We start from the raw sequence: 14,362 nt of genomic DNA, 5'->3' as shown, positions 1-14,362 counted from the left end.
CAACAGAGCTGGGTATGCTGCACAACCGATGGTCTATTCAGTGAGCAGAACGCCCAGAATCGCGCCTCAGCGCGCCGAGAGGACTGCGCATCATGCCCAGTGGCCAGCGGCTCGACGCCACCGACGCCCGGATCCTGCTCGCGCTCAACCGCAACCCGCGCGCCACCGCGGTCGCGCTGGCCGACGAGCTCGGGCTCTCGCGCAACACCGTGCAAAGCCGCCTCGCGCGGCTGGAACAGGGCGATTCGCTGCGCTCGGTCGAGCACCGGATCGACCCCGCGGCGCTCGGCTACCCGCTCACGGCGTTCGTGACCGTGCAGGTCACGCAGCGGCTGCTCGACGAGGTCGGCCGCGCGCTGGCCGCCGTGCCGGAGGTGCTGCAGGTGCGCGGGCTGACCGGGCAGTCCGACCTGCTGGTGCACGTCGTGGCCCGGGAGGCCGACGACCTCTACCGCATCGCGGGGCAGATGCTCGAGATCCCCGGCGTGGAGCGCACGCACAACGCGCTCGTGATGCGCGAGATGGTGCCCTACCGGATCACACCGCTGCTGGAGCGTGCCGTGGCCGGGAAGTGAGCCGCGAGGGCACACTGGAGCCGTGAACGATCTTGTCGCGCGGGCGCGGGAGCTGCGGCCCCTGCTCACCGCCGAGGCCGCGCAGGGGGAGACCGACCGCAGGCTCACCGACAAATCCGTGCGAGCACTCGACGACGCCGGCCTGTTCCGGCTCGGCACGCCGGCGCGCTTCGGCGGCCACGAGGCGAGCCTGCGGACGCTCCTCGACATCGGCGCGGAAGCGGGCGAGGCGGACGGCGCGACGTCGTGGGTGCTCACGCTCGTGAACGCGTGTGGGTGGGTGGTGAGTCTCTTCCCGGAGCGAGCGCAGGAGGACGTTTTCGGGGCGGACGCGCGGGCGAAGATCGCGGGCGCGCTCGCGCCGACCGCCCGGGCCGAGCGGGTGCCCGGCGGGTACCGCGTCGGCGGGCGCTGGCCGTACGCGTCGGGGATCGCGCACGCGGGCTGGGCGCTGCTCGGGATTCCCGTGGGGGACAGCGGCGAACCCGCGATGGCGCTCGTGCCGGCGCGCGACTACGGCATCGAGCACACGTGGGCCGTCGCCGGCATGCGCGGCACGGGCAGTGACACCGTGGTCGCGGACGAGCTCTTCGTGCCCGAGCACCGCGTCGTGCGCACGGCCGCGCTTCTGGAACGTGTTTCAGTCTTCGCGCCGTACCTGACCGTGGTGCTGGCGGCGCCGCAGCTGGGGCTCGGCCGGGCCGCGCTGCGCCTGGTGCGCGAGGCCGCGTCGGCAAAAGGTGTGACCGGAACCGCCTATGCGCGCCAAGCCGACTCGGCGGTGTTCCAGGTGCGCTTCGCCGAAGCCGCGTTGAAAATCGACACCGCGCACCTGCACTCCGCGCGGGCCGCGGACGACGTCGACGCGGCCCTCTCGAGCGGCGAACCGATGACCGAACTGGCGCGGGCGCGGGTGCACGGGGACATCGGACTGGCCGTGCAGAGCGTCGTCGACGCGATCGGGATTCTCGTGGCGGCGCACGGCACGGGAGGGTTCGCCGACGGGCACCCGTTGCAGCGCATCTGGCGCGATGCGAACTTCGCACTGACCCACGCGATGGCACAGCCGGCGGTGAACCACGAGATCTACGGCAAGGCGCTGCTCGGTGTCCGGCCGAACATCACCGCGATGCTCTGAGTCTGCGCTAGGCCTTGGCGTCGTCGGCCGTGTGGTCGCGCTTGCGCATGAGGATCGACCGGTGGATCCAGACGAGCACCGGGATCGTGACGAGGCCCCACAGGAACATGCCGGTGCTGCCGGCCAGCAGCCCGACCACGATCATCAACACCACGGTGACGTCGGCGAGGATCAAGGTGGTGAGCCACGCGCGTGACCGCACGGGCGGGGCGCCGGCGCTCAGGGCCGCGACGAAGTCGGGGTCGCTCGCGGCCAGCTCTTCTTCGATCTTCCGCAGTGCACTGCGGTCACGATGGGGAAGCATGACCCCCTCCTCAGGACGGATCGGGCCGGGTGATCGCCCCTACCAGTTCAGTCCTCCGGCCCACCCCACGTCAAGCGCCGCTTTTCCAGGAATAATCGCCAAACCGGACGGGCGGTGCGGTGCTCCGTGGCCCGAAGGCCACCTGCTCCCTGTAGAACACTTCCGGCGGCCAGGCGGATTTCGTTGCAAACTGAAACACGTTCTAATACTGTCGGGAGTCGTGAGACACGGCATTGTGCTCTTCACGAGCGACCGCGGGATCACCCCCGCGGCGGCGGCGCAGGCGGCCGAATCGGCCGGGTTCGACACCTTCTACGTCCCCGAGCACACGCACATCCCGGTCAAGCGCACGGCCGCGCACCCGCGCACCGGCGACGCGAGCCTGCCCGACGACCGGTACCTGCGCACGCTCGACCCGTGGGTCTCGCTCGCCACCGCGGCCTCGGTCACCACGCGCATCCGCCTGGCCACGGCGGTCGCACTCCCGGTGGAGAGCGACCCGATCACGCTCGCCAAGGCGATCGCCACGCTGGACCACCTCTCGGGTGGGAGAGTCACGCTCGGCGTCGGGTTCGGGTGGAACACCGACGAGCTGGCCGACCACGGCGTGCCCGCGGGCACGCGCCGCGCCGTGCTGCGCGAGTACCTCGACGCGATGCGTGCCTTGTGGACCGACGAGGTCGCGAGCCACGACGGCGAGCACGTGGCGTTCGGTCCGAGCTGGGCGTGGCCGAAACCGGTGCAGGAGCGGGTTCCCGTGCTCGTGGGCGCGGCCGGAACCGAGCGCACGTTCCGCTGGATCGCGCGCTCGGCCGACGGCTGGCTCACCACACCGTCCGAAGTGGACGTCGAGGAGAACGTCGGGCTGCTGCGTGAGATCTGGCGCGCCGAGGGTCGCACCGGCGAGCCGCAGGTGGCCGCGCTCGGCCCGCGGCCCGATCCCGAAGGCCTCGCGCGGCTCGAGGCGGCCGGGGTCACGGAGGTGGTCTTCGGGCTGCCGGACCGCGAGCCGGGCGAGGTCGTGGCCTGGCTCGGGCGGCTCGCGGGCAAACTCGATCACGGAACCCTCATCCGGCCCTGACAAGTTCCTGACCGGTTCGGCCCGCCGTTCTGCCAGCCTGGCGCGGTGCTGAAGAGAGTGTGGGCGACCGCGGTCGCCACCGGCTCGATCCTCGTGCTCGCCTCGAGTACGGCGGTCGCCGCCCCGAGCCCCGGGTCCGACGGCGTCGGCGACCCGCTGTTCCCGCAGGACGGCAACGGCGGCTACCGCGTGAGCCACTACGACGTCGCGCTGGACTACGACCCCGCGAAACCCGATTTCCTCACCGGCGACACGGCGGCCGACGCCGTCGCCACCCAGGACCTGAGCCGTTTCGACCTCGATCTCGAGGGCTTCACCGTGCAGAGCGTGACGGTGGCGGGCGCGCCCGCGGCCTTCACCCGCACCGGCGAGCACGAGCTCGTGATCACGCCCGCCGAACCCCTGCGGCGCGGGCAGTCCTTTCGGGTGCGGGTGCTCTACCAGGGCACGCCGGGCTTCTTCTGGATGACGGCCGACGACGCGGGCGCGGTGCACGCGTTCGGCGAGCCGCATTCAGCGTCGAGCTGGTACCCGGTGAACGACCACCCGTCGGACAAGGCGACGTTCCACCTCGCCGTGACGATGCCGGACCTGCCTGGCTGGGCCGTGGTGGGCAACGGGGTGCCCGCGCCGCCGGTGGTGCGCGGCGGGCGCAAGACGTTCTCGTGGACCGAGGACCACCCCGTGGCTTCGTACCTGACGGGCGTGGTGATCGACCGGATGACCGTCCACACGGGACACCTTGCCGACGGCACCCCGGTCGTCGACGCGTACACCACGGGCACGGAGGCCGCGAAGCCGTTCGAGGACCGGCTGCCCGAGGTGCTCGGCTTTCTTTCCAGCCGCTTCGGCGAGTACCCGTTGTCCTCGGCGGGCGGGATCTTCTACCCCGGCGACACCGGTGGCGGGTTCGAACTGCAGGACCGGCCGGTATACCCGGGCGGAGTCCCACCGGAGCGGTTCACCGACATCGTGCACGAGCAGGCGCACCAGTGGTTCGGCGACAGCGTCTCGGTGGCGCGCTGGTCCGACATCTGCCTCAAGGAGTGCTTCGCCACCTACGCGGAATGGCTGTGGCGGGAGGCGAAGGAGGGCCACGACCTCGACGCCGACTACCGCGCCGCGCTCACCGGCGCCGCCGCCGACCCGGACTTCTGGAAGATCCCCCTCGCGGACCCGGGCGACGGGTTCTACGGCGGCTCCTACACCGTCGGCCCGCTCATGCTGCACGCGTTGCGCCGCACCGTCGGCGACCCCGTGTTCTTCCGGACCCTGCGCGATTTCCTCGGCCGGCACCGCGACGCCAACGCCTCCTGGGCCGACTTCGAACACCTCGCGGCCCACGAGTACGGCCACGACCTCACCGGTTTCTTCACCGCGTGGGCCCACAGCACCGTGATCCCGCCCGAGCCCTACCTCCACCCCGGAACCCTGAAGGACCAAGCATGAGCTGGTGCAAGGCGCTCGCACTCGTCGCGAGCGGAGCGGCGGCGCTCGGCATGGCGCAGCCGTCGGCGATCGGCGCGGACGGCGTCGGCGACCCGTACTTCCCGCAGGACGGCAACGGCGGTTACGACGTCTCGCGCTACGACGTGAAGGTGTCCTACGATCCCGCGAACCCCGGTTCCTTCACCGGCGACACCACGGTCCACGCGGCCGCGCGCCAGGACCTCGACCGGTTCGACCTCGATCTGGAGGGCTTCACGGTCTCGGCGGTGACCGTGAACGGCGTGCCGGCCAAGGCGATCGCCCGGTCGGGCGCGCACGAGCTGGTGATCACGCCGCGCACGCGGGTGCGGCGCGGCAGCACCTTCGCCGTGCGCGTCGTGTACTCGGGCCCGCCGGTGGGCGCGAGCTGGCACCGGCTCGTGGGCGGCGGCATCGACGTGAGCGGCGAGCCGCACTCGGCCACGGCGTGGTTCCCCTTGAACGACCACCCCTCGGACAAGGCGGCGCTGCACCTGGAGGCGACCGTGCCGACCGGGTGGACGGTGGTGGGCAACGGGCTGCCCGGCCCGACGACCACGAACGCCGGCCACACGACGTTCCGCTGGCACGAGGACCACCCGATCGTCTCCTACGCCACGACAATGGCGATCGACAAGTTCACCGTGCACACCTCGAAGCTCGCCGACGGCACTCCCGTGATCACCGCGTATGGGCAGAACACGAGCATCCTCCCCGACTCCGAGGCGCTCCTGCCGAAGATCATGGGCTTCCTGACCGACACGTTCGGCCCGTACCCGTTCGACTCGACCGGCGCGATCGTCGTCGAGCCGGAGGCCACCGAGGGCAGCCTCGCGCTGGAGACGCAGACCCGCCCGACCTACGACGGCGCGTTCTTCGACGCGTCGGCCGTGCACGAGCTGGCGCACCAGTGGTTCGGCGACGCGGTGTCCTTTTCGGACTGGCGCGACGGCTGCCTGGCCGAATGCTTCGCCCAGTACGCGGGGCAGCTGTGGGACGAAGCCGAGAACGGGGCCGACCTCGACGAGAGCTACCGCTCGATCGTCGAGCAGAACGCGGGCGACGCGGCCTACTGGCAGGTGCCGATCTACGACCCGGGCAAGGACCGGCCGCTCGACTACGCCCTGTACGACCGCGGCTCGCTCATGCTTCACGCGCTGCGCCGCACGATGGGCGACGACAAGTTCTTCGGCCTGCTGAAGCACTGGATCGCCGCGCACCGCGACGGCAACGCGTCCTGGCCCGACTTCGAGCACTTCGCGTCGGCGCAGGCGGGGCAGGACCTGTCGGGCTTCTTCACCGCGTGGGCGCACAGCTCCGTGATCCCGCCGGCCCAATACCTGTACCCGGGCTCGCTCGCGCGCTGAGCGGGGAGAACTTCACTCGAAAAGGTGACGTGCGTCCCCACGCGTCATTCTGTTCACCGGATGGCCTCTCGGTGGGTGTGGCGGTGACCGGCCGGCACGCCCCCCGACTGGCCGGTCACCGCTGTACGCATCCGGCATTCGGGTGCCGCCCGGCGAGGCGATTGGCGCGCCCCGGCGCGGGCCGCGACACTGGGCCGGTGCAGAGCCCGACCGCCTCCGGATCACCGAGCCCCGACGTTTCGCCCGAGCTGGCCGAGCTGGCCGCCGCCTACGGCGTGGCGACCCACTACGAGAACTCCGACCGCGTGGAAGTCCGGGTCGAGGCCGAGGTGGTCGTCGCCGTCCTCGCACAGTTCGACGTGGACGCCTCGAGCGCGGAGTCGATCCGCCGGGCACTGGAGCGCGTCCGGGAGTCCCGGGCGTCGGCCGACCTGCCGCCCACGATCGTCGTACGCGCCGGTGACAGGCGCGAGCTGGGCCGCGAGGTCACCGTCGAGCTGGAGGACGGCACGACTCGCGACGTCGGCACCACGCTGCCGGCCGACCTGCCGCTGGGCTGGCACCACGTCGTCGCCGGCGAGCGCCGGGTGCCGCTGGCCGTGGTCCCGGCGAAGCTGCCCGAGGTGCCCGCCGCGTGGGGCTGGATGCTGCAGCTCTACGCCCTGCACTCGGCCGGGTCGTGGGGGATGGGCGACTTCGGCGACCTCCGGACCACGGCCACGCGCTCGGCCGCCGAGCTCGGCGCGGGTGTGCTGCTGGTCAACCCGGTGCAGGCGTTCAGCCCCGCGCACCCCGTGGAGCGCTCGCCGTACTCGCCGTCGAGCAGGCGCTTCGCGAACCCCGTGTACCTGCGGGTCACCGACACCGAGGCGTTCGCCAAGGCCGACGAGGCCACGCGCACGAAGGTGCTGGCCCTGGCCCCGGACGCGGTTCCGGACCTGATCGACTACGACGCCGTGTGGGACGCCAAGCGCACCGCGCTCGAGCTGCTGCGCCCGCACCACCCGCGGCCCGTCGAGCTCCGCGGCGATCTGCGCGACTTCGCGACGTTCGGCGCGCTGGCCGAGGTGCACGGCGCCGACTGGCGCGAGTGGCCCGAGGCCCTGCGCGACCCGGCGAGCACCGAGGTGGCCGCGGCCCGCGAGAAGCTGGCCGACCGCGTCGAGTTCCACGGCTGGCTCCAGCAGCTGTGCCACGAGCAGCTCGACGAGGTCCGTCTCGCGGCGCGTGAGGCCGGGATGACGGTGGGTGTCGTGCACGACCTGCCCGTCGGCGTGCACCCCGGCGGCGCCGACACGTGGGCGCTGCGCGACGTGTTTGCGGCGCGTGTGCGCGTGGGCGCGCCGCCCGACGCGTTCAACCAGCAGGGCCAGGACTGGAACCTCCCGCCGTGGCGGCCCGACCGCCTCGCCGAGGCCGGGTACGCGCCGTTCCGCGACGTCATCCGCGGCGTGTTGCAGCACGCCGACGGCATCCGCGTGGACCACATCGCCGGACTGTGGCGCCTGTGGTGGATCCCGCCGGGCGAGCCCGCCGGCCGCGGCACCTACGTGCACTACGACGCCGAGGCGATGCTCGGCGTGCTCGCGCTGGAGGCCCACCGCGCCGGCGCCGTGGTGGTCGGTGAGGACCTCGGCACGGTCGAGGAGACCGTCACCGAGACCATGCACGAACGCGGCGTGCTCAGCTCCGCCGTGCTGTGGTTCCAGCGCGACTGGGACGCACCGGGCAAACCGTTCGTCCGCCCTGCGGACTGGGACCCGCACGCGATGGCGAGCATCTCGACCCACGACCTGCCCACCGTGTCCGGCTGGCTCGAAGCGGAGCACGTGCGCGTCCGGGCCGAGCTGGGCCTGCTCGACCGGCCCGTGGAGCAGGAGTACACGGAGGCGGCGGCCGAACGCAGCGCGCTGCTCGACCTCGTTGCGCGCGAAGGCATCCCCGCCGACGACCCGGTGGTGGCCTTGCACACGCTCCTGGCCTCGGCGGCGTCACGCCTGGTGCTCACCTCACCTGCCGACGTGGTTGGCGAACGGCGCCAGCCCAACCTGCCCGGGACGATCGACCAGTACCCTAACTGGCGGATCCCGCTCCCCGTCAGTGTCGACGGGTTCTTCGCCGACGCGCGGGTGCGTGCGGCGGTCGCCCCGCTCAAGGCCGCCCGCCCGCTCCCGTAACCGCCCGGGCCGGCCTTCGTGGTTCGAGACCCGCCCGCGCGGGTAAGTCAGTCTTCCCCGAGAAACCCGACAAACCGATGTCCCCCAAGGAGAGTCCCGTGCGTCCCTGGCCCGGAAGGCCCTACCCGCTCGGCGCCACCTACGACGGGGTGGGCACGAACTTCGCCCTGTTCTCCGAGGTCGCCGAGTACGTGGAGCTCTGCCTGTTCGACGAGGACGGCACGGAAACGCGTTCGCGCCTGGAGGAGGTCGACGGGTTCGTCCACCACGGCTACCTGCTCGGCATCGGTCCCGGCCAGCGCTACGGCTTCCGCGTGCACGGCCCGTACGACCCTGACCGCGGCCTGCGCTGCAACCCGAACAAGGTCCTGATCGACCCGTACGCCAAGGCGCTTTCGCGTGGCGTCGACTGGTCGGAGGCGCTGTTCGGGTACGAGTTCGACAACCCGGAGACGCGCAACGACCAGGACTCGGCCGGGCACGTGCCGTACTCGCTGGTGGTGAGCCCGTTCTTCGACTGGGCCAACGACCGCGCACCGCGCACGCCCTACCACGAGACTGTGATCTACGAAGCGCACGTGCGCGGCATGACGATGACGCACCCGTTCGTGCCCGACCGCCTGCGCGGCACGTATGCCGGCCTCGCGCACCCCGCCGTGATCGAGCACCTGAAGAAGCTCGGCGTCACGGCGGTGGAGCTCATGCCGGTGCACCAGTTCGTGACCGACCACGGCCTGGACCAGAAGGGCCTGCGCAACTACTGGGGCTACAACACCATCGGCTTCTTCGCGCCCCACGACGCCTACGCGGCGATGCCGGGGCAGGGCGGGCAGGTGCAGGAGTTCAAGGGCATGGTCCGTGCCCTGCACGAAGCCAACATCGAGGTGATCCTCGACGTCGTCTACAACCACACCGCCGAGGGCAACCACCTCGGGCCGACGCTGTCCATGCGCGGCATCGACAACGAGGCCTACTATCGGCTGGTCGAGGACGAGCCGAAGTACTACATGGACTACACGGGCACGGGCAACTCGCTCAACGTCCGCAACCCCCACACGTTGCAGCTGATCATGGACTCGCTGCGCTACTGGGTCACCGAGATGCACGTGGACGGGTTCCGCTTCGACCTCGCCTCCGCGCTGGCGCGCGAGTTCTACGACGTCGACCGCCTGTCCACGTTCTTCGAGCTCGTGCAGCAGGACCCGATCGTGAGCCAGGTCAAGCTCATCGCCGAGCCGTGGGACGTCGGCCCCGGTGGCTACCAGGTGGGCAACTTCCCGCCACTGTGGACGGAGTGGAACGGGCAGTACCGCGACACCGTGCGCGACTTCTGGCGCGGCGAACCCTCGACGCTGGGGGAGTTCGCCTCCCGCATCACGGGCTCGTCGGACCTCTACCAGGACGACGGCCGGCGGCCGTTCGCGTCGATCAACTTCGTCACCGCCCACGACGGCTTCACCCTCGAGGACCTGGTGTCCTACAACGAGAAGCACAACGAAGCCAACGGCGAGGACAACCGCGACGGCGCCGACGACAACCGGTCGTGGAACTGCGGCGTGGAGGGCCCGACCGAGGACGAGGAGGTCCTCGCGTTGCGCGCCCGTCAGCGCCGCAACCTGCTCGCCACCGTGCTGCTGTCCCAGGGCGTGCCGATGCTGCTGCACGGCGACGAGCTGGGCCGCACGCAACGGGGCAACAACAACGCCTACTGCCAGGACTCCGAACTGTCCTGGATGGACTGGGCGCTCGCCAAGGAGAACGCCGACCTCGTCGACTTCACCGCGGCGCTCACCGCGTTCCGCAAACGCCACCCGGTGTTCCGCCGCCGCCGGTTCTTCCAGGGCAAGCCGGTGCGCAAGGGCGAGGAGCTCGGCGACATCGCCTGGTTCACCCCGGCCGGCGAGGAGATGACCGAGCAGAACTGGGACGACGGCTTCGGCAAGTCCGTGGTCATCTTCCTCAACGGCGAGGGCATCTCCGACCTCGACCCGCGCGGCATGGCGGTGGTCGACGAGTCGTTCCTGCTCGCGTTCAACGCGCACTACGAGGACATCGCGATGACCTTGCCCGCCAACGGGTACGGCACCGAGTGGACGGTCGTCGTCGACACGGCCACCGGCCAGGTCGGACAGTCCGATGTGGACCCGGTGCCCGGTGGCGGCAAGCACACGCTCTCCGCGCGGTCGCTCGTGGTGCTGCAGCGCACCGGCCGGGAGGAGCAGGCGTGAACGCGCCGTCCTCGACGTACCGGGTGCAGCTGCGCCCGGAGTTCACCTTCACCGACGCCGCCGGGATCGTCGACTACCTGCGGGCCCTGGGCGCGGGTGCGCTCTACGCGTCGCCGGTGCTCGACGCGACCACCGGCTCCGCGCACGGCTACGACGTGGTCGACCCGACCCGCGCGCGGCCGGAGCTGGGCGGTGAGGAAGCCCGCCAGGTGCTGGTGGCGCGGCTGAGGTCCGCCGGGCTCAAGCTCGTGGTCGACATCGTGCCGAACCACATGTCCGTGGAGGTCCCGAAGCTCAACCGCTGGTGGTGGGACGTGCTCCGCCACGGGCAGGCGTCGGAGTACGCGGGGTTCTTCGACATCGACTGGAGCCACGGCAAGGTGCTGCTGCCCGTGCTCGGCGAGGACGCGGCCGTCGCCGAGCTGACCGTGGACCGCTCCGGTGACGACGACGAACTGGTCTACTACGACCACCGCTTCCCGATCGCGCCCGGCACCGGCGAGGGCACGCCGCAGGAGGTGCACGCGCGCCAGCACTACGAGCTCGTCGGCTGGCGCCGCGGCAACGCCGAGCTGAACTACCGCCGCTTCTTCGACATCACCAACCTCGCGGCCGTCACGGTCGAGAAGGCCGAGGTGTTCGCCGAGACCCACGGCGAGGTGCTGCGCTGGGTGGCCGACGGCGACGTCGCCGGCCTGCGCGTGGACCACCCGGACGGCCTGGCCGACCCGGGCGGCTACCTGCGCCGCCTGCGCGCGGGCGCGCCCGACGCGTGGCTGGTCGTGGAGAAGATCCTGCACCCGGGCGAGGCCCTGCCGCAGAGCTGGCCGGTCGACGGCACCACCGGCTACGACGCGCTCAACGAGATCACCGGCGTCTTCGTGGACCCGGCCGCGAAACCGGTGTTCACGCGGCTCGTGGGTGAGCTGGGCGGACGTACCGATTACCTCGCCGTGGAAGAGGAAGCGCGGCGCCTGGTCACCGACCGGATCCTCGTGGCCGAGGTGCACCGCATCGCGGGCCTGGTCGAGGGGATCGAGCCGGACGCCGCGCGCGCCGCGGTGGCCGAGGTGATGATCGCCTTCGGCGTCTACCGCTCCTACCTGCCGGAGGGCACCGCCGAGTGGACGGGCGCCGTCGAGCGCGCACGCTCGCGCCGGCCCGACCTGGGCGAAGCCCTGACCGCGCTGGACACGCAGGTCCGCGCGGAACCCGGCGGCGAGCTGGCGACGCGCGTCCAGCAGACGTCGGGCATGGTCGTGGCCAAGGGCACCGAGGACACGACCTTCTACCGCTTCACCCGCTTCGCCGCGCTCAACGAGGTCGGCGGCGACCCCGACCGCTTCGGGCGCGGCGTGGCCGAGTTCCACGAGCTGGCCGCGGGGCGCGCCGCCGGACGTCCGGCGAGCATGACCACGCTGACCACGCACGACACCAAGCGCTCCGAGGACACGCGGGCGCGGCAGGCGGCGTTGTCCGAGCTGGCCGAGGAGTTCGGCGCCGCCGTGCGCCGCTGGACGAAGCGCCGCGGCATCGACGAGCCGGCGTTGAACCTGCTGGCCTGGCAGACGCTCGTGGGCGCGTGGCCGATCGCGCCCGAGCGCCTGCGCGACTACCTCGACAAGGCGGCGAAGGAGTCGAAGCTCCGCACCACCTGGACCGACCACGACGAGGCGTTCGAGCAGGCCGTCGCCGCGTGGCCCGAGCAGGTGCTCGGCGACGCCGAGCTGGTGGCCGAGGTCGAGGAGTTCGTCGGGAAGCTGCGCGGTCCGGGCTGGGTGACCTCGCTGGGCCAGAAACTGGTGCAGCTGGCCGGGCCGGGCGTGCCGGATGTCTACCAGGGCACCGAGTTGTGGGACTTCTCGCTCGTGGACCCGGACAACCGGCGCGAGGTCGACTACGGCGCGCGCCGCGAGATCCTCGAGCGCGTGCTGGCCGGCGAGCAGCCGGAGGTCGACGAATCCGGTGCCGCGAAGCTGCTCCTGGTCCACCGGACGCTGACGCTGCGGCGCGAACGGCCCGAGCTGTTCACCGGCTACCGGCCGCTGAAGGCCGAGGGCGCGGTCGCCGAGCACCTGCTGGCGTTCCAGCGCGGCGAGGACCTGGCGGTGGCCGTGACGCGGCTGCCCGTCGGGCTCGAGAAGTCCGGCGGCTGGCGCGACACCGTGCTGCCGCTGACCGACGGCTTCTGGACCGACGTGCTCACCGGCCGCGCGGTCGGCGACGCGCCCATGGCCGCGACGCTGTTCGACAAGTACCCGGTGGCTCTTCTGGTGCGAGGGGATTCCTGAATGTTCACCGTGTGGGCGCCCGCCGCGGAGCGCGTGCGGGTGCGGGTCGACGGCTCTGACCACGAGATGCGCCAAACCGCCGGCGGCTGGTGGCAGGCCAAAGTCACCGGTACCGACTACGCCTTCCTCCTCGGCGACGACGACAAGCCGCTGCCGGACCCGCGTTCGCTGCGCCAGCCGGCCGGCGTCCACGAGGCTTCGCGCGTGTACGACCACGCCGAGTTCGAGTGGACCGACGGCGCGTGGACGGGTCGTCGGCTGCCCGGCGGCGTCGTGTACGAGCTGCACCTGGGCACCTTCACCGAGGGCGGCACGTTCGACTCGGCGATCGAGCGGCTCGGCCACCTCGTGGACCTCGGCATCACGCACGTCGAGCTGCTGCCGGTGAACTCGTTCGACGGCACGGCCGGCTGGGGCTACGACGGCGTGCTGTGGGGCGCGGTGCACGAGCCCTACGGCGGACCGGACGGCCTCAAGCGGTTCGTCGACGCGTGCCACTCCCGCGGCCTCGCCGTGGTGCTGGACGTCGTCTACAACCACCTGGGTCCCTCTGGCGCCTACCTCGACCGCTTCGGCCCGTACTTCGCCGGCCACACGGACTGGGGTGCGGGCCTCAACCTCGACGGCCCGGGCTCCGACGAGGTGCGCCGCTACGTGCTCGACAACGCGCTGGGCTGGCTACGCGACTTCCACGTGGACGCGCTGCGACTCGACGCCGTGCACGCGCTGGTGGACAAGCGCGCCACGCACCTGCTGGAGGAGCTGGCCGCCGAGGTCGGCGAGCTGTCCGCGGCCGTGCGACGCCCGCTCACCCTGATCGCCGAGTCGGACCAGAACGACCCGCGGCTCGTCACCCCGCGTGAAGGGGGCGGCTACGGCGTGCACGCGCAGTGGTCCGACGACCTGCACCACACGCTGCACGTCCGCATCACCGGCGAGACCTCCGGTTACTACGCGGACTTCGCCGCGCCCGGCGCGCTCGCGAAAACGTTGCGCGAGGTGTTCTTCCACGCCGGAACCTGGTCGTCGTTCCGCGAACGCACCCACGGCCGTCCGGTGGACACGCGCAAGGTGCCGGGCGACCGGTTCCTCGCGTACCTGCAGAACCACGACCAGATCGGCAACCGCGCCACCGGCGACCGGCTCTCGGCCACCGTCGCGCCGGGCCTGATCGCGGCCGCGGCCGCGGTGGTGTTCTGCTCGCCGTACACGCCGATGGTGTTCATGGGCGAGGAGTGGGCGGCGAGCACGCCGTGGCAGTTCTTCGCTTCCTTCCCCGACCCGGAGCTGGCCGAGGCCGTGCGCACGGGCCGGCGGCGCGAGTTCGGCCGCCACGGCTGGGGCGAGGCCGACGTGCCGGACCCGATGGACCCGGCGACCGTCGCGCGCTCGCGGCTCGACTGGTCCGAGCCGGAGCAGCCGGCGCACCAGGAGATGCTGCGGACCTACCGCATGCTGATCCGGCTCCGGCGCGAACGGCCCGAGCTGGCCAACCCGAGCCTCGACGGATTCGTCGTGCGGGCGGCACCGGACGATTCGTGGCTCGTGCTGCACCGCGGCGCACTGAGGCTCGTCTGCAACTTCGGCGAAACCACGGCGACCGTCCCACTGGCCGGGACGCCGGGGGAGGTCCTGGCGTCCTGGGACACGCCGGAGTTCGACCATGCCGGTGAATCCGTGCGGTTGCCTCCCGCGTCTTTCGTGCTGGTGGCGACCTCCTGACCGGCGTTTACG

10 protein-coding genes are annotated in these 14,362 nt (G+C 71.8%); 9 read left to right on the top strand and 1 reads right to left on the bottom strand.

Features of this window, described 5'->3' with window-relative positions:
* Positions 1-92: 92 nt before the first annotated feature.
* Together K1T34_RS50435 and K1T34_RS50430 are read left to right on the top strand one after the other, a co-directional pair.
* On the top strand, positions 93-575 hold the full coding sequence (locus K1T34_RS50435; RefSeq protein ID WP_220241846.1) for an Lrp/AsnC family transcriptional regulator: 483 nt from the start codon (positions 93-95) through the stop codon (positions 573-575).
* Positions 576-597: 22 nt separating this feature from the next.
* A complete protein-coding gene (locus K1T34_RS50430) occupies positions 598-1,713 on the top strand; it encodes an acyl-CoA dehydrogenase family protein (protein WP_220241845.1) in 1,116 nt (371 codons plus the stop codon).
* Positions 1,714-1,720: 7 nt separating this feature from the next.
* Here the strand turns inward: K1T34_RS50430 and K1T34_RS50425 are convergent, their stop codons facing one another.
* Entirely contained in the window at positions 1,721-2,017 is a 297-nt protein-coding gene (locus tag K1T34_RS50425) for a DUF3040 domain-containing protein (RefSeq protein WP_220241844.1), read from the bottom strand.
* A 220-nt stretch (positions 2,018-2,237) separates the two neighbouring features.
* Between K1T34_RS50425 and K1T34_RS50420 the strand changes: the two genes are divergently transcribed.
* From K1T34_RS50420 to treZ, 7 genes are all read left to right on the top strand, one after another.
* Entirely contained in the window at positions 2,238-3,098 is an 861-nt protein-coding gene (locus K1T34_RS50420; protein ID WP_220241843.1) for an LLM class F420-dependent oxidoreductase, read from the top strand.
* A 45-nt stretch (positions 3,099-3,143) separates the two neighbouring features.
* The gene (locus tag K1T34_RS50415) at positions 3,144-4,547 is read left to right on the top strand and encodes a M1 family metallopeptidase (protein WP_220241842.1); all 1,404 of its coding nucleotides are present in this window, start codon (positions 3,144-3,146) and stop codon (positions 4,545-4,547) included.
* Positions 4,544-5,932: a M1 family metallopeptidase gene (locus tag K1T34_RS50410; protein ID WP_220241841.1), complete on the top strand. Its 1,389-nt coding sequence runs from the start codon at positions 4,544-4,546 to the stop codon at positions 5,930-5,932. The genes K1T34_RS50415 and K1T34_RS50410 overlap by 4 nt, the downstream gene beginning before the upstream one ends.
* Before the next feature lie 197 nt (positions 5,933-6,129).
* Positions 6,130-8,109: a 4-alpha-glucanotransferase gene (gene malQ / locus K1T34_RS50405; protein WP_220241840.1), complete on the top strand. Its 1,980-nt coding sequence runs from the start codon at positions 6,130-6,132 to the stop codon at positions 8,107-8,109.
* A 98-nt stretch (positions 8,110-8,207) separates the two neighbouring features.
* A complete protein-coding gene (glgX, locus tag K1T34_RS50400; RefSeq protein ID WP_220241839.1) occupies positions 8,208-10,337 on the top strand; it encodes a glycogen debranching protein GlgX in 2,130 nt (709 codons plus the stop codon).
* Positions 10,334-12,628 (top strand): malto-oligosyltrehalose synthase, encoded by a 2,295-nt coding sequence (gene treY, locus K1T34_RS50395; protein WP_220241838.1) that lies wholly within the window; start codon positions 10,334-10,336, stop codon positions 12,626-12,628. The genes glgX and treY overlap by 4 nt, the downstream gene beginning before the upstream one ends.
* Positions 12,629-14,350 (top strand): malto-oligosyltrehalose trehalohydrolase, encoded by a 1,722-nt coding sequence (treZ, locus tag K1T34_RS50390; protein WP_220241837.1) that lies wholly within the window; start codon positions 12,629-12,631, stop codon positions 14,348-14,350. It abuts the gene before it with no gap.
* The last annotated feature ends 12 nt before the right edge of the window (positions 14,351-14,362 follow it).

Origin of the sequence: Amycolatopsis sp. DSM 110486 (assembly GCF_019468465.1) — a bacterium.
GTDB lineage: Bacteria > Actinomycetota > Actinomycetes > Mycobacteriales > Pseudonocardiaceae > Amycolatopsis.
This window is presented reverse-complemented; position numbering and strand designations above follow the sequence as displayed.

Excerpts from the sequence above, each read along its gene's own strand:
- K1T34_RS50435 (WP_220241846.1), top strand. The coding sequence starts at position 93 with ATGCCCAGTGGCCAGCGGCTCGACGCCACCGACGCCCGGATCCTGCTC.
- K1T34_RS50425 (WP_220241844.1), bottom strand. The coding sequence starts at position 2,017 with ATGCTTCCCCATCGTGACCGCAGTGCACTGCGGAAGATCGAAGAAGAG.
- K1T34_RS50410 (WP_220241841.1), top strand. The coding sequence starts at position 4,544 with ATGAGCTGGTGCAAGGCGCTCGCACTCGTCGCGAGCGGAGCGGCGGCG.
- treZ (WP_220241837.1), top strand. The coding sequence starts at position 12,629 with ATGTTCACCGTGTGGGCGCCCGCCGCGGAGCGCGTGCGGGTGCGGGTC.